This is a genomic window from Labrys sp. KB_33_2, assembly GCF_052114505.1.
In the GTDB taxonomy this organism is placed as follows: domain Bacteria; phylum Pseudomonadota; class Alphaproteobacteria; order Rhizobiales; family Labraceae; genus Labrys.
Genome location: NZ_JBFREW010000003.1, coordinates 348,656 through 364,689, shown reverse-complemented (window position 1 = coordinate 364,689; position 16,034 = coordinate 348,656). Strand labels below are relative to the sequence as shown.

Sequence of the window (16,034 nt, the reverse complement as noted above, 5' to 3'; positions counted from 1 at the left end):
CTCCCCCTCCAGGGGAGGGTAAGAAAAGCCACAGGGAAGACCCATGTACCTCACCAAGAAAGTCCGGATGAACCGCCTGTTCGGCGCCGGCAAATGTCTTGACGTCGCCATCGACCATGGCGTCTGCAACGAGCCCTCCTTCCTCGACGGGCTGGAGGATATGGGCAAGGTCGTGCGCATGCTGGCCGATGCCGGCCCCGATGCCATCCAGATGAATTACGGCCAGGCCGACCTGCTGCAGGAGATCCCGGGCAAGCACAAGCCTGCCCTGGTGATGCGCATCGACATGGGCAATCCCTACAACCGCCAGCGTCATCGCGAGATGTGGGCTCTGCTGCAGAACGCGCAGGATCCGATTGCCCCGGCGCTCCGCATGGATGCGGCCTGTGTGGTGGTCAATCTCTTCATGCTGCCGGACGAACCCGACCTGTTCCGCCAATGCATCGAGAATATTTCGCGCGTCGCCCAGGATTGCGAGAAATACGGCATGCCGCTGATGATCGAGCCTCTGGTCATGCAGCCGGCCAGCGAGCGCGGCGGCTATCTCGTCGACGGTGACGCCGAAAAGATCGTGACGCTGGTGCGCCTCGCCCGCGAGCTCGGCGCCGACATCGTCAAGGCCGATCCCACCAGCGATTCCGGCGATTTCCATCGCGTAGTCGAGGCCGCCCGCTGCCCCGTGCTGGTGCGCGGCGGCGGCAAGGCGGATCTGCGCCAGGTCTTCGCCAACTCCCACGCTTTGATGCGCCAGGGCGCGCATGGCATGGTCTATGGCCGCAACATCTACCAGCACGACAACCCCGCCCGCGTGGTCAAGGCCCTGATGGCGATGATCCATCAGGGCGCCGACGATACGCAGGCCTGGGCCATCTACGAGGCCGCAGCGTGACGCGCCATCTCCTCGGCATCGATGCCGGCAACACCGTGGTCAAGGCCGCCCTGTTCGACCTCGAAGGACGGGTCTTGGCGCGGGCAGCGCTCGACGGCCAATCGCGACAGCCCCATCCCGGCCATGTCGAGCGCGACATCGCCGAACTCTGGGCCAATGCCGCCACGGTGATCCGGCGCTGCCTCGAGCAGGCCGGCGTCGAGGGCAAGGACGTCATCGGCATCGGCACCGCCGGTCACGGCAACGGCCTCTATCTCATCGACCAGAACGACCAGCCTCTTATCGGCATCCAGTCGATCGACAACCGGGCCGCCGACCTCGCCGCCGAACTGCGCGCTTCGCCGGCTGCCGACGCCCTCTATCCGCTCTGCCTGCAGCGGCCATGGCCGGCCCAGACGGCGACGCTCCTGATCTGGCTGAAGCAAAACCGGCCCGATCTCTACACCAGGGCCGGTACCGCCTTCCTGTGCAAGGACGCGATGACGCTGATGCTTACCGGCAGGCGCGTCTCCGATTTTTCGGACATGAGCGGCGCCGGCCTGCTGCGCCTCCCCGAGCGGCGCTATGACGACGCCTTGCTGGCGGCCTACGGCCTCGGCGATGCAGCAGGACTGCTGCCCGATCTCGTCGAGTCCGAAGCTTCGGCAGGCGGCGTGACCGCCGGCGCCGCCGCCACCACCGGGCTCGCCGAGGGTACGCCGGTTGCCGCCGGCTTCTTCGACATCATCGCCTCGATGATCGGCGCCGGCATCAACACGCCCGGCGAGGCGGCGATCGTGGCCGGCACCTGGGGCATCAACCAGGTGGTACGCGAGACGCCGCTAATCGACCAGCGGGTGTTCCACGCCTCGACCTGGCGCCCCAACCGCTATGTCGCCGTCGAATCCAGCGCTACCTCGGCCGTCAATCTCGAATGGTTCGTGCGCGAGTTCGGCGGCGGACATGGTCCCACCGAGTTCGAAGCCTGCAACGCGCTGGTTGCCTCGGTCACGCCCCATGCGGAACTGCCGCTGTTCCTGCCCTTCCTGTTCGGCGCTTCCACGCATCCCGACGCACGCGGCGCCTTCATCGGCCTCGCCGGCTGGCACGGCAAAGCGGAAATGCTCCACGCGCTCTATGAGGGCGTGGTGTTCGAACATCGCCGCCATATCGAGCGCCTGCGCAGCGCCGGCGCCGAGATCACCCGTGCCTCGCTGTCCGGCGGGGGCTCGCGCAGCCCGGTCTGGTGCCAGATGTTCGCTGATATTCTCGACCTGCCGGTCACGGTAGCCGAATGCCAGGAAACCGGTGCGCTTGGCGCGGCCATCGCGGCGGGCGTCGCAGCCACGGCCTTCCCGACGCTCGACGACGGCATCGCCGCCATGGTGCGCCAGGCCGCGCAGTACCAGCCCCGCATCTCGGACCGGGCGCTCGTGGAGGCACGCTACCGCCTCTATTGCAGCCTCGCCGAGACCATGCCCGAACACTGGAAACGCTATCGCGAGGGCGCATGAGCGAACGCATCGAGCGCGAATGCACAGATCTTGGCGCCTACGACTATGTCGTCGTCGGTGCCGGCTCCGGCGGCTGCGTGCTGGCCAACCGGCTCAGCGCCGATCCCAAGACCAGGGTGTTGCTGCTCGAAGCCGGCGGCTCGGATCGCTATCACTGGATCCACATCCCGGTCGGCTATCTCTATTGCATGGGCAATCCCCGCACCGACTGGGGCTACAGGACCGTGGACGAGCCAGGCCTGAACGGGCGCTCGCTCGCTTATCCGCGCGGCCGGGTGATGGGGGGCTGCTCCTCCATCAACGGCATGATCTATATGCGCGGCCAGGCCGCCGACTATGACCATTGGCAGCAGCTCGGCAATGCCGGCTGGGGCTGGGACGACGTACTGCCGCTGTTCCGACGCTCGGAGAACCACCATGCCGGAAGCGCGCCCTTTCATGGTTCGGAGGGCGAGCTGCGCGTCGAGCGCCAGCGCCTGTCCTGGCCGATCCTGGACTCGGTGCGCGAGGCGGCCGAGGAACTCGGCGTGCCCCAGATCGACGACTTCAATGCCGGCGACAACACCGGCTCGGCCTATTTCGAGGTCAACCAGAAGGCCGGCTTTCGCTTCAATGCCGTGCGGGCCTTCATCAATCCCGTCAGGCACCGCAAGAACCTCACCATTCTCACCGGGGCGATGGCCGAGCGCATCCGTTTCGTCGACGGACGCGCCGATGGCCTCGAACTGAGGCTGGATGGCAAGCCCGCCTGCGTCCGCGTCAAGCGCGAGCTGGTGCTGGCCGCCGGCGCCATCGGCACGCCGCAGCTCCTGCAGCTTTCTGGCGTTGGTCCGGCGGGGCTGCTGGCCAGGCACGGCATCCCCCTCGTGCTGGATGCGCCCGGCGTCGGCGAGAACCTGCAGGACCATCTGCAGATCCGCACCGTGTTCAGGATCAGCGGCGCACGTACCCTGAACGAATGGCAGGCCTCGCTGCTGGGCAAGGCTGAGATCGCCCTCACCTATGTCCTCAAGCGCTCCGGGCCGATGGCGATGGCACCGAGCCAACTCGGCATCTTCATGAAGTCGGATGCGCGTTTTGGCAGCGCCAATATCGAGTTCCATGTCCAGCCTCTGTCGCTCGACGCCTTCGGGTCTCCGCTCCATCCCTTTCCGGCCATAACCGTCTCGGTCTGCAATCTCAGGCCGGAGGCACGCGGCCATGTCCGCATCGTCTCGCCGGATGCCCAGACCCATCCGGAAATCGCGCCGAACTACCTTTCCACGGAAGGCGACCGTGCGGTCGCGGCCGATTCGATCCGCGCGGCCCGCCGCCTGATGGCGACCCGGCGCATGCAGGCCTTCCGGCCGGAGGAGCTGAAGCCGGGGCCGGCGATCCAGTCGGCCGACGATCTCGCCAAGGCCGCCGGCGACATCGCCACCACCATCTTCCACCCGGTCGGAACGGCGCGGATGGGCACCGACGCGGCGGCCGTGGTCGACCCCGAGCTGCGCCTGCGCGGCATGTCCGGCCTGCGCATCGCCGATGCCTCGATCATGCCGACAATCGTCTCCGGCAATACCCATGCGCCCGTGGTGATGATCGCCGAGAAGGCCTCGGACATGATCGCCGCTGCCTGGCGGGGGTGAGGTCGTCCTTTGGAGAGGCGGGTCTTCGGACCCGGCTCTTTCAAGGTGTTGAGGTCCGAAGTCCAAACAGGGCAGAGCGACCCCTCATCCGCCCCTTCGGGGCACCCAGTCCACTCCAAGTGGAGTGGACGATACCCGCAAGGGGAGAAGGCGATCGGCCAACGCTGCGCTTTCCAGGATCCCCCCTTCTCCCCTTGCGGGAGAAGGGGCCGGCAGGCGGATGAGGGATGGCAACGCTCCTTCTTCCAAAATAATGCGACAATCCTTCCCTCTGGACGCCCGGCGATTCCGGGTCTAACCTTGGAATCGTTCCGAGGGGTGTCCTGCGCAAGCGGGGCTGAGATGGCCTAGAGCCGAACCCTTCGAACCTGATCCGGGTCATGCCGGCGAAGGGACGGGAACAGGGCTTTGGCGCTAGGAATTGGCTCCAGGTCCCGGAATCGGCTGGGATGCCGGTTCTGCCCAGACAATCGTCGCCCCGGATCTCCATGACTCGCAACGAGGAGGAGATCCATGAACATCCAAAATCCCAAGACCAAGATTGCCGCGCCGCAAAGCGTGACCACGGGGCCCATCGCCGGCTCCCGCAAGGTCTATGCGGCCCCCGCTTCGCATCCCCAGATGCAGGTGCCCTTTCGTGAGATCGCGCTGAGCGATGCTTCGCTCGCCCCGATCCGCGTCTATGATCCCTCCGGCCCCTATACCGAGGACAGCGCTAGCATCGACCTGAAGCAGGGCCTGCCAACCCTGCGCGAAAGCTGGATCGCCGGCCGCGGCTTCGGCGCGATCGAGGGCCGGACCGTCAAGCCCGAGGACAACGGCAACGTCTCGGCCGACAGGCTGGTGGAGCCCTGCCCGGCCCAGCGCCTGCTGCGCCGCGGAGCGGACGGCCAGCGCGTCACTCAGTACGAGTTTGCCAAGGCCGGCATCGTCACCGAAGAGATGGTCTATGCCGCCTTCCGCGAGAATCTCGCCCGCGAGAAGGCGCTGGAGGGAGCGGCCGAGCGCCGCGCCGACGGCGAGGATTTCGGCGCCGCCATCCCTAAATTCGTCACGCCCGAATTCGTGCGCGACGAGATCGCCCTGGGCCGGGCGATCCTGCCCGCCAACATCAACCATCTCGAACTCGAGCCGATGGTGATCGGCCGCAACTTCCTGGTGAAGGTCAACGCCAATATCGGCAACTCAGCCGTCACCTCGGGTGCTGCCGAGGAGGTGGAGAAGCTGGTCTGGGCCACGCGCTGGGGCGCCGACACCGTTATGGACCTCTCCACCGGGCGCAACATCCACAACATCCGCTCCTGGATCCTGCGCAACTCGCCGGTGCCGATCGGCACGGTGCCGATCTACCAGGCGCTGGAGAAGGTCGACGGCGATCCCTTGAAGCTCGATTGGGAGGTGTTCAAGGACACGCTGATCGAGCAGGCCGAGCAGGGCGTCGACTATTTCACCATCCATGCCGGCGTTCGCCTCGCCCATGTGCCGCTCACCGCCAGCCGCGTCACCGGTATCGTCTCGCGCGGCGGCTCGATCATGGCGCGCTGGTGCCTGGCCGGTCATCGCGAAAGCTTCCTCTACGAGCATTTCGGCGACATCTGCGACATCATGCGCCGCTATGACGTCTCCTTCTCGCTCGGCGACGGCTTGCGTCCGGGCTCGATTGCCGATGCCAACGACGCCGCCCAGTTCGCCGAACTGGAGACGCTGGGCGAATTGACCAAGATCGCCTGGGACAGGGGCTGCCAGGTGATGATCGAGGGGCCGGGCCATGTGCCGATGCACAAGATCAAGCAGAACATGGACAAGCAGCTCGCCGCCTGCGGCGAGGCTCCCTTCTACACCCTCGGGCCGCTGACCACCGACATCGCGCCGGGCTATGACCACATCACCTCCGGCATCGGTGCGGCGATGATCGGCTGGTTCGGCACCGCGATGCTCTGCTACGTCACGCCCAAGGAGCATCTCGGCCTGCCCAACCGCGACGACGTCAAGACCGGCGTGATCACCTATCGCATCGCCGCCCATGCCGCCGACCTCGCCAAGGGCCATCCGGCGGCCAAGGTCCGCGACGATGCCCTGTCGCAGGCGCGCTTCGACTTCCGCTGGGAGGACCAGTTCAACCTCTCCCTCGATCCGGATACCGCGCGCGCCTATCACGACGAGACCTTGCCCAAGGACGTGCACAAGGTCGCCCATTTCTGCTCGATGTGCGGGCCGAAATTCTGCTCGATGAAGATCACGCAGGATCTGCGAGAAGAAGTCCGGGCGATGGAAGAAGCCGCACGGCAGGGCATGGCGGAAAAATCGCGCGAATTCCTCGAACAGGGCGGGGCCCTCTATGTCCCGGCCGAGTGACGGACGACGGCGCATCACCATTGTCGGGGCCGGCGTTGCCGGCCTCGTTACGGCAATGGAATGCGCGGCGCGAGGTGCCAAGGTCGAGATCCTGGAGCGCAGCGAGGTCCTGGGTGCCCAGGCCTGTTCCTGGCTGGCCGGCGGCATGCTGGCGCCCTGGTGCGAGCGGGAAAGTGCCGAGGTCGAGGTCGAGCGGCGCGGCGAACTCGCTCTCGCCTGGTGGCCGCACCATGTGCGGGAAACCGTTCAGCGCGGCACGCTGGTGGTCGCTCCCGCCCGCGACGGCAGCGAGATCGCCCGTTTCGCCCGCCGCACCCAAGCCCATCTCCCGGTGGATGAGCCCGGCATTGCCACGCTCGAGCCCGATCTTGCGGGCCGCTTCCACCAAGGCCTGTTCTTTCCGCGCGAAGCCCATCTCGACCCGAGACGGGCGCTGCAGGTGCTGGCAGGGCGCCTCGCCGACCTCGGCGTCGCCATCCGCTTCGGGGTCGAGGCCAGGCCGCATGCCCTCGATGCGGACGCCGTGATCGACTGCCGGGGCTTTGCCGCACGTGCAGAGCTGCCCGATCTACGCGGTGTCCGGGGCGAGGCCATCGTCGTCCACGCGCCCGGCGTCAGCCTGTCCCGGCCCGTGCGTTTCCTGCATCCGCGCTTTCCGCTCTATATCGTGCCGCGCGCCGACCATCGCTTCATGATCGGCGCCACCATGATCGAGAGCGAGCATGATGGGCCGCCCACTCTGCGCTCGACCATGGAGCTGATCGCTGCGGCCTTCAGCCTGCATCCGGCCTTCGGGGAGGCCGAAATCCTCGAGCTCGAGGCCGGGCTGCGTCCTGCTTTTCCCGACAATCTGCCGCGCCTCACCGTGGTCGGGCGCGTCATCTCGCTCAACGGCCTGTTCCGCCACGGCTTCCTGCTCTCGCCGGCCCTGGCTCAGGAAGCCGCCGACCGGATCCTGCCCGTGCGGACAGCCCATCAAGGAGTTTTCGCATGACCTTGACCGTCAACGGTGAACGTCAGGAAACCGATGCCGCCACCCTCGCCCGCCTGCTCGAAGCGCTCGAACTCGGCGACAGCGTGGTGGCCACCGCCCTCAACGGTCGCTTCGTGCGAGCCGTTGATCGCGACCGAACCGCCCTCAAGGACGGCGATGCCGTCGAGATCCTTGCCCCCCGGCAAGGAGGATGACCATGGCCGACACCCTCATTTTCTACGACACACCCTTCACCTCCCGCCTGTTGCTCGGCACGGCGCAATATCCCTCGCCCGCCATCCTGGCGCAGGCCGTGCGCGCGTCCGGTGCCGGTATCGTCACCGTCTCGCTGCGCCGGGAATCCGGTGGGGAGCGCAGCGGCCAGAGTTTCTGGAGCCTGATCCGAGAACTCGACGTCAAGGTGCTGCCCAACACTGCTGGCTGCCACAGCGTGAAGGAAGCGGTGACGACGGCGCAGATGGCGCGCGAAGTCTTCGGCACGACCTGGATCAAGCTGGAGGTGATCGGCGAGGCCGATACCTTGCAGCCCGATGTCTTCGGTCTGGTGGAAGCGGCCCGCATCCTCATTTCCGAAGGCTTCGAGGTCTTTCCCTACACCACCGAAGACCTGGTGGTCGCCGAACGCCTGGTCAATGCCGGCTGCCGGGTCCTGATGCCCTGGGGCGCGCCGATCGGCTCGGCGCGCGGCCTCAACAATGTCTATGGCTTGCGCAGCATGCGCGCGCACTTCCCCGACATTCCGCTGGTTGTTGATGCCGGCATCGGCACGCCTTCACATGCAGCGCACGCCATGGAACTCGGCTATGACGCGGTGCTGCTCAACACCGCCGTCGCCAAGGCGGGCGATCCCGCCGGCATGGCGCGGGCCTTTGCGCTGGGTATCGAGGCCGGGCGGCTCGCCTTCCTCGCCGACCCCATGGTGCCGCGTGACATGGCGGCTCCCTCGACGCCGGTCTTCGGCAAGGCGGTGCTGGCATGAGCATCATCGACACTATCTGGCGTCTCGATCCCTTCTATCCCGTGGTCGAGAGCGTCGACTGGGTGGAGCGCCTGGTGAAGCAGGGCACGAAACTGGTGCAGTTGCGCATCAAGGAACGCGACGACGAGACTGTTATGCCCGAGATCCGCGCCGCCTTGGCAGTCTGCCGCGCCCATGGCGCCGATCTGGTGGTGAACGACTATTGGCAGGCGGCCATCGCGGCCGGCGCCGATTTTCTCCATCTCGGCCAGGGCGACCTCGACACCGCCGACCTCGCGGCCATACGCAGCGCGGGCCTGAAGCTTGGCATCTCGACGCATGATCATGCCGAACTTGCGCGCGCGCTCGCATGCGGGCCTGATTATGTGGCGCTGGGACCTATCTATCCCACCACGCTCAAGGTGATGCCTTTCGCGCCGCAGGGGCTCGAGCGCATCGGCGAATGGAAGAAGCTGATCGGCAAGCTACCGCTGGTCGCCATCGGCGGCATCACCCTCGAACGGGCGGCGGGTTGTCTCGCCGCAGGGGCCGACGTAACAGCCATGGTCAGCGACGTTACCCGTCATCCCGACCCGGATGCACGGATCCAGGCATGGCTGGCGGCAACCCGTCCAGCTTCGGTCATGGCATGACGGCGATCGCGCTCAGCATTGCCGGTTCCGATTCGGGCGGCGGCGCCGGCATCCAGGCCGATCTTGCCGCCTTTCGCGCCTTCGGCGTGTTCGGCACCACGGCAATCACCGCAGTTACGGCGCAGAACACCCGTGGCATCCGCGCCATCCACGCGGTGCCGCCGCCGGTGCTCGCCGTGCAGATCGAGGCCGTGCTCGACGATTTCGACGTCGCCGCCATCAAGATCGGCATGGTGCCGACAGCCGAACACGCACGAATCATCGCCGAACTGCTGGCAGACCGGCGGCTACCGATCGTGCTCGATCCCGTGATGTCAGCCACCACAGGTCGGCTGCTGGGCGAGAGGGGCACATTCGAGGCCCTCAAATCCCGTCTCCTGCCGCTGGCCACCTGTCTCACGCCGAATCTGCCGGAAGCGGCGGCTCTGCTGAACGGCGCGCCAGCGGAGGGTGAAGCAGAGATGGTCGAGCAAGCCCAGGCACTCCTCGGCCTCGGCCCGCAGGCGGTACTGCTGAAGGGCGGGCATGGCCATCTCGGCGAGGCGGTCGATATTCTCGCCACCCGCGACGGCACCCGGCGCTTTGCCGGCGCCTGGGTCAGGAGCCCGAACCTGCACGGGACGGGCTGTGCCCTCTCGTCGGCCATCGCCGCCAATCTCGCAGGCGGCTGTACGCTTGCCGAGGCGGTTCACCACGCCAAGCAATGGCTGGCAGGTCGCCTCAAAGCTGGAATCGGGCTTCAGATCGGGCGGGGCAGCGGTCCTGCCGTGCCTTTCTGAGAGAAAATCGGGCAGCCATGCGAAAGATGCAGAGCAGCCCCTTCATTGCAGCAAAGCAATCCCATGCCACATTCCGCCCCATAATGTGGCGCAAATGGGGCAGGTTCTTTGCACAACTGCCGATGGGATCGACTTGGCTGCGAATGTGCTGCAGAGCAGCATGAAGCGTCCCACAAGCATAGATCGCCCCTGTTTGCCTCCGATTCCCACGATACCCAGCGGCTAATTCATCGATGTTCGATTCAAACAACACGTATAGATCTCATCATTTCATGAATTATCGCAAAATTTAAATTCTATTGGGAAAAATTTTATGTTCTTTCAAGTTATTTAATTGCATTTTAACTATCGGCAGCCATCAAGTCCGTCTTATTTTTGCCTTGAAATCTGCGCGGCCTTGTCACCAGTTCGAAAGCTGGTGTGGCGAAAACGCTACAGACTCCGTCAACGCTTTCTGCTTATATCCAGCCACTGTGATTTCCGGTTTTTTGGAGTATCGAACTATGAAAATGCGTTTGGCCCTCGCGGCTCTTCTGTTGACCTCGACCTCGGCCTTCGCTGCCGACCTGGCTCCCCAGGCTGTCGAGCCGGTGGCCCCGATCGTTGCCCCCGTCTACAATTGGACCGGCTTCTACGCTGGTGTCCACGCTGGCGCTACCATCGTCCAGGGCAAACTTGATCAGGTCAAGCACGATGGCGCTGGCTTCCTCGGCGGCGTGCATGCCGGCTACAATGCCCAGTTCGACGGAGGCTTCGTCGTTGGCCTTGAGACCGACATCGACTATTCGAGCTTCAAGAAGTCGAAGACGGATGCTGCTGGTCTGCGCGGCACCCTCAAGAATGATTGGCAGGGTTCGACGCGCGCTCGCTTCGGCTATGCCTTCGACAACATCCTGCCCTACGTGACGGGTGGTGTCGCTTACGGCAACGTCAAGAGCAGCATTGCCGGCCTGGGGTCCAAGAGCGATACCCGCGTTGGCTGGACCGCTGGCGCCGGCGTCGAGTATGCCATCGACCAGAACTGGATCGTTCGCGGCGAAGCTCGCTACGTCGACCTCGGCGACAAGAATGTCACCTTCGGCGGCGTCCGCCACAAGGTGAAGTTTGACGCGGTCAACGCCACCCTCGGCGTGAGCTACAAGTTCTGATCCGCGTATCTGGATCATTGCGTAAGGAAGAGCCCGGCGAAAGCCGGGCTTTTTCTTTGCCGGTATCGGGGTGCAAAATGGCTACACCGAAGCGCCAACTACCGTCATGGCTCGGTGCCGCACGCCACAGGCAGCCTCTATAGCGGCTCCAAGCGAGTCCCGGAACAAAATGCGTTCTGACTGAGCCCATTCCTGCGGCCGAGCTCGCCGGTAACCAGAACATTTTGCGATTCCTGGCGATTCGTTACGACTGTAGGACGTTCCAGTTCCCTCGAGCCCCTGCGCCAGGGTGTCCTGGTACCGAACGGACCTTTGGCAAGACCGCCTCTGCCGCGCAACGGCTGCTGAGAAGCACAACTCGACACTATACTTGTATTGAAGATGGCATAACTGCCTAGATCCGACCTGCACTTGCTGCAACGCGGTCACATATTTGAAATGGATTCAAAATTTCTTCGAATTCAATTATTACGCCCTTAAATATAATAAAATTTTAACCTTATCTGAATGGATGCATTTTAGAGTTTTCGAAACAAGCACGACTCCGGTTTCGTTCGTTTGTCTAGCACTGTGACCGGAATGCTACAGACTCCCAGGATGGTTTCTGTTTATGTGCTCCCACACTGAATTTCCGGCCTTGGAGTCCTAGTAATGAAAATGCGTTTGGCCCTCGCGGCTCTCCTGTTGACCTCGACCTCGGCTTTCGCTGCCGATCTGGCTCCCCAGGCTGTCGAGCCGGCCGCTCCGGTCGTCGCTCCCGTCTACAATTGGACCGGCTTCTACGCAGGTGTCGATCTGGGCGCCGACATCGTCCAGAGCAAGGTCGGACCGAACAAGTTCAACGGCGCCGGCTTCCTGGCTGGTGGCCACCTTGGCTACAATGCCCAGTTCGATGGCAACATCGTTGTCGGCCTCGAAACCGACATGATGTATTCGAGCTTCAGCAAGAAGAAGACCGTCGTGGAAGGTGGCACCAGCTATCGCGACAAGCTTCAGAACCAGTGGCAGGGATCGACCCGCGCTCGCGTCGGCTATGCCTTCGATAACATTCTGCCCTACATCACCGGCGGTGTCGCCTATGGTGGTGTGAAGAGCTCGCTTGAAACCCTCGGCTCCAAGAGCGAGACCCGCGTGGGTTGGACAGCTGGCCTTGGCGTCGAATACGCCATCGACCCGAACTGGATCGTTCGCGGCGAAGCCCGTTACGTCGACCTCGGCGACAAGAACGTCACCATCGCGGGTGATCGCCGCAAGGTCAAGTTCGACTCCACCGACCTCACTCTCGGCGTGAGCTACAAGTTCTGATCCGCGTATCTGGATCAATGTGCAGGAAAAGCCCGGCGAAAGCCGGGCCTTTTCTTTTTCTGACCATGAATCGAATATCGCCACATGTCTGGGTGCGGCTGGCGCGAATATTGGTAAAAACATCTCCTGCGATGGCCTTGCTTCGATGCATGGTCCTGCAGTCATTATTTTCTTCGTCTCATCAAATCATATCGAAAGCCTCTCATGTCCGCCCAGGACACGCCCTCCCTTTTCCGCCATAGCGGTTTCGGACTGTTCTGGACAGCCCGCGTGCTTTCCACCGGCTGTTTCCAGATCATCTCCGTGGTGATCGGCTGGCAGATCTATGATCTTACCCGTTCCGCCCTTCATCTCGGCCTCGTCGGCCTGTGCCAATTCCTGCCGATGCTGGTGCTGACCATTCCGGCGGGCCACATTGCGGATCGCTTCGACCGGCGTACGGTCGTGCGTTGCTGCCAGATGGTGGCGGGACTGACGGGGGCCGCGCTGGCTTTTGCCTCGTGGCAGGGCATGATCAGCCCGACGATCATTTTCGCCGCCGCCGTCGTGATCGGCGCTTGTCGCACTTTCGAGATGCCGACGACAGCCGCTCTGCTGCCGATGATCGTCAGCCCCCTCCAATTGCCGCGAGCCCTTGCGTTGTCGGCCTCCGCCATCCAGACCGCCACCATCATCGGTCCCGCCTTGGGTGGCCTGCTCTATATCATCGGCCCCGGCTCAGCCTATCTTTTCGTGGCTTTGTTCTACGGCCTGGCCTCGATCCTGGTTTCACGCCTGCGGATCCTCACGCCATCAACTGCGCGCGAGCCGGCAACTCTCAGATCGGTGTTCTCGGGCTTCTCCTTCATCAGGAGCCGGCCGATCATACTCGGAGCGATCTCGCTCGACATGGTCGCGGTGCTGCTCGGCGGCGCTACGGCATTGCTGCCGATCTATGCCCGCGACATTCTCCACACGAATGCCTTCGGCCTCGGCGTGCTCCGGGCATCCCCGGCCCTCGGCGCCCTGTCCATGTCCCTGATTCTGGCGCGTTGGCCGCTGGAGCGGCGGGTTGGCCTGAAGATGTTCGCGGCTGTCGCAGTGTTCGGCCTGGCCACCATCGTCTTCGGCCTGTCGTCCTGGTTTGCGCTCTCGCTGCCGGCGCTGGTGGTCATGGGGGCCGCCGATGTCGTGAGCGTGGTGGTGCGTTCAACCCTGGTCCAACTCGGCACGCCCGATGCGATGCGTGGGCGCGTCAGCGCCGTCAACTCGATGTTTGTCGGCACTTCGAACCAATTGGGAGAGTTCGAATCGGGCCTTACTGCCGCACTGTTCGGCCCGGTTGAGGCCGTGGTGCTGGGCGGCCTAGGCACGATCCTCGTCGCTCTTGCCTGGTCGCGCCTGTTCAAGCCATTGCGCGATGCCGACCGTTTCCCCAGCAGGAGCGCCTGAGTTCGGCCGGCCTGGCCCTCATTCACTACCCGCTCATCCGCCCTTACACGACATGCCTCGACAAGTCGCGTCGGCCTGCCCATGGTGCCGATATGCGCACGCCATCCTTCAAACGCGATTCGAAGCCGGCCCCTCCCGACGAGGTACCTGGAGACCTGACGATCTCCGGCGTTATCGACCGAGTGACCTATCACAATGCCGAAAACGGCTTTGCGGTACTGCGCGTAAAGATCAAGGGCCGCAAGGATCTTGCCACCGTGCTCGGCCGCACCGCCGCGATCGCGCCCGGCGAGAAGCTCGAAGCCGAGGGGCGCTGGAGCGTCGACCCCGAGCGTGGCCTACAGTTTCGCGCCGATGTCATCCGGACCACCCCGCCGGGCTCCGCCTCGGGCATTGAACGCTACCTCGCTTCCGGCCTAGTGCGCGGCATCGGCCAGGAGACCGCCAAGAAGCTGGTCGCGGCCTTCGGCAAGGACACCCTCAAGGTGCTCGACAGCGAACCAGACCGGCTGAGTGAGGTGGCGGGCCTGTCGCCCCAGCGCATCCGGTTGATCCGGGAAGGCTGGAGCGCCCAGCAGGAATTTCGCGACGTCCTGGTGTTCCTCACCGAGCATGGACTCGGCGCGACGCGCGCCGCCAGCGTGCAGAAGGCGCTGGGCACCAATGCCGTCGAGCTGATCAAGGCCGACCCCTATCGCCTGTCACGCGAGATCAAAGGGTTCGACTTCCGCACCGCCGACCAGTTCGCCCTCAGTCTCGGGCGTGAGCGCGAGGATCCTTCGCGCCTCACCGCCGGCCTGCTCTGGGCGCTGGGCGAGGGTGCCACCAACGGCCATTGCGGTGTGCCGCGCGAAGCCTTGTTCGAACGGGCCGGGCGGGTGCTGGAGGTCGACGACTATCTCTTCAACGATGCGGCCACTCGCCTGCTGCAGACTCGCTCGATCATCGGCGACACCATCGAAGGGGCGCCGTCCTACTTCCTGCCGGCGTTGTGGAACGCCGAGGAGGCCGTCGCCACGCGGCTGAAGCAAATGGCCGGTGGCAACCCACCCTGGCGCCAGGAGGGCCTGCACCAGGCGGTGCTGGACACGGAAGCGCGCACAGCCAAGCGTCTCGCTCCCGCCCAGGCCCTGGCGGTGGAAACCGCCCTCGCCTCCAAGCTGCTGGTCATTACCGGCGGCCCCGGCGTCGGCAAGACCACCATCATCGATACCATCATCAAGGCGCTCGAACGCAAGGACGTGACGATCGCGCTGTGCGCGCCGACGGGTCGTGCCGCCAAACGCATGGCCGAAAGCACCGGCCAGGAGGCCAAGACTATCCATCGACTGCTGGAAATCGATCCGATTTCCGGCACTTTCCGCCGGCAGCGAGCCTATCCGCTCGATGCCGACCTCGTCATCGCCGACGAGGCCAGCATGATCGACATCGAGCTGATGCGCGCTCTGCTCGATGCCCTTTCGCCGCGCGCTGCCCTCGTCCTGGTGGGCGATGCCGACCAGCTTCCTTCCGTCGGCGCCGGTCAGGTGCTGGCCGATATCATCGCATCCGAGGTCATCCCGGTGGTCAGGCTCACCGAAGTGTTCCGCCAGGCCGAGACCAGCCGCATCATCGCCGCCGCGCATGCCGTCAATCACGGCGAGGTCCCGGAGGGGGCCAAGAGCCCGGATGAGGGTGATTTCTTCGTCGTCGACATGGCGTCGGCCGAGGATGGCGCCAACAAGGTCGTCGACATCGTCACCAATCGCCTGCCGCGCCGTTTCGGCCTCGATCCCGTCAGGGACATTCATGTGCTGACCCCCATGAACAAGGGGCCGCTCGGTTCGCAGACGCTGACGCAGGCCCTGCGAGAAGTCCTCAATCCGACCCGCGAGGGCGCGATCGTGCGCGAATTCGGCACCTTCGCTCCGCATGACAAGGTCATGCAGATCGACAATGACTACGACCGCGAAATCTTCAACGGCGATATCGGCTTCATCACACGCACCGATGTGAAGGTGGGGCAGCTCACCGTCACCTTCGACGGACGCGACGTCCACTACACCACCGCGCAGCTCGACAGCTTGGTGCCGGCCTACGCCACCACCATCCACAAGGCCCAGGGTTCGGAATATCCGGCGGTGGTGGTGGTGATCTCCAACGCGCACTATCCGATGCTGGCCCGCAACCTGCTCTACACGGCCATTACCCGCGGCAAGCGCCTGGTTGTGGTCGTCGCCGAGAAGCGCGCTTTGCGACTGGCGGCGGAAAATGCCATGGGGCGCCGACGCTGGACCCGGCTGCGGGAGAAACTGGCTGCGCCGACGCCGAATGTTTCCTGAAGAACGCTTGCCGTCGTGGCGCAGCGCTATACAAAGACAGTTGGGCGAAGGGGGACAGCAGGAATGCGGCGGATACGGAC

13 protein-coding genes and 1 riboswitch are annotated in these 16,034 nt (G+C 64.6%); all 13 genes read left to right on the top strand.

The annotated features are described in order from the left end of the window. Positions 1-43 precede the first annotated feature (43 nt). The 13 genes from AB4037_RS07215 to recD2 all read left to right on the top strand — a co-directional run bounded on the left by AB4037_RS07215 (position 44) and on the right by recD2 (position 15,954). Complete coding sequence (locus AB4037_RS07215; RefSeq protein WP_434958507.1) at positions 44-889, top strand: class I fructose-bisphosphate aldolase; 846 nt, start codon at positions 44-46, stop codon at positions 887-889. Continuing rightward, positions 886-2,382, top strand: coding sequence for an FGGY-family carbohydrate kinase (locus AB4037_RS07210; protein ID WP_441771034.1), 1,497 nt, complete (start codon positions 886-888; stop codon positions 2,380-2,382). The genes AB4037_RS07215 and AB4037_RS07210 overlap by 4 nt, the downstream gene beginning before the upstream one ends. Further along, complete coding sequence (locus tag AB4037_RS07205; RefSeq protein ID WP_441771033.1) at positions 2,379-4,010, top strand: GMC family oxidoreductase; 1,632 nt, start codon at positions 2,379-2,381, stop codon at positions 4,008-4,010. The genes AB4037_RS07210 and AB4037_RS07205 overlap by 4 nt, the downstream gene beginning before the upstream one ends. A 304-nt stretch (positions 4,011-4,314) precedes the next feature. Continuing rightward, a riboswitch (TPP riboswitch) is annotated at positions 4,315-4,422 on the top strand. 101 nt (positions 4,423-4,523) lie between these two features. Beyond that, positions 4,524-6,365: a phosphomethylpyrimidine synthase ThiC gene (gene thiC / locus AB4037_RS07200; RefSeq protein ID WP_441771032.1), complete on the top strand. Its 1,842-nt coding sequence runs from the start codon at positions 4,524-4,526 to the stop codon at positions 6,363-6,365. Continuing rightward, a complete protein-coding gene (gene thiO, locus AB4037_RS07195) occupies positions 6,349-7,359 on the top strand; it encodes a glycine oxidase ThiO (RefSeq protein WP_441771031.1) in 1,011 nt (336 codons plus the stop codon). Before thiC ends, thiO begins: the two co-directional genes overlap by 17 nt. Next, positions 7,356-7,553, top strand: a complete 198-nt coding sequence (gene thiS / locus AB4037_RS07190) for a sulfur carrier protein ThiS (RefSeq protein WP_441771030.1) — start codon at positions 7,356-7,358, stop codon at positions 7,551-7,553. Before thiO ends, thiS begins: the two co-directional genes overlap by 4 nt. 2 nt (positions 7,554-7,555) lie before the next feature. After that, positions 7,556-8,338: a thiazole synthase gene (locus tag AB4037_RS07185; RefSeq protein ID WP_441771029.1), complete on the top strand. Its 783-nt coding sequence runs from the start codon at positions 7,556-7,558 to the stop codon at positions 8,336-8,338. Further along, the gene (locus AB4037_RS07180; RefSeq protein ID WP_441771028.1) at positions 8,335-8,970 is read left to right on the top strand and encodes a thiamine phosphate synthase; all 636 of its coding nucleotides are present in this window, start codon (positions 8,335-8,337) and stop codon (positions 8,968-8,970) included. The genes AB4037_RS07185 and AB4037_RS07180 overlap by 4 nt, the downstream gene beginning before the upstream one ends. Further along, entirely contained in the window at positions 8,967-9,749 is a 783-nt protein-coding gene (gene thiD / locus AB4037_RS07175) for a bifunctional hydroxymethylpyrimidine kinase/phosphomethylpyrimidine kinase (protein ID WP_441771191.1), read from the top strand. The genes AB4037_RS07180 and thiD overlap by 4 nt, the downstream gene beginning before the upstream one ends. Before the next feature lie 503 nt (positions 9,750-10,252). Further along, positions 10,253-10,897, top strand: coding sequence for an outer membrane protein (locus AB4037_RS07170; protein WP_441771027.1), 645 nt, complete (start codon positions 10,253-10,255; stop codon positions 10,895-10,897). A gap of 651 nt (positions 10,898-11,548) precedes the next feature. Then, complete coding sequence (locus AB4037_RS07165; protein WP_441771026.1) at positions 11,549-12,202, top strand: outer membrane protein; 654 nt, start codon at positions 11,549-11,551, stop codon at positions 12,200-12,202. A 204-nt stretch (positions 12,203-12,406) separates the two neighbouring features. After that, positions 12,407-13,633 (top strand): MFS transporter, encoded by a 1,227-nt coding sequence (locus tag AB4037_RS07160; RefSeq protein ID WP_441771025.1) that lies wholly within the window; start codon positions 12,407-12,409, stop codon positions 13,631-13,633. Positions 13,634-13,725: 92 nt separating this feature from the next. After that, positions 13,726-15,954, top strand: coding sequence for an SF1B family DNA helicase RecD2 (gene recD2 / locus AB4037_RS07155; protein ID WP_434958518.1), 2,229 nt, complete (start codon positions 13,726-13,728; stop codon positions 15,952-15,954). The last annotated feature ends 80 nt before the right edge of the window (positions 15,955-16,034 follow it).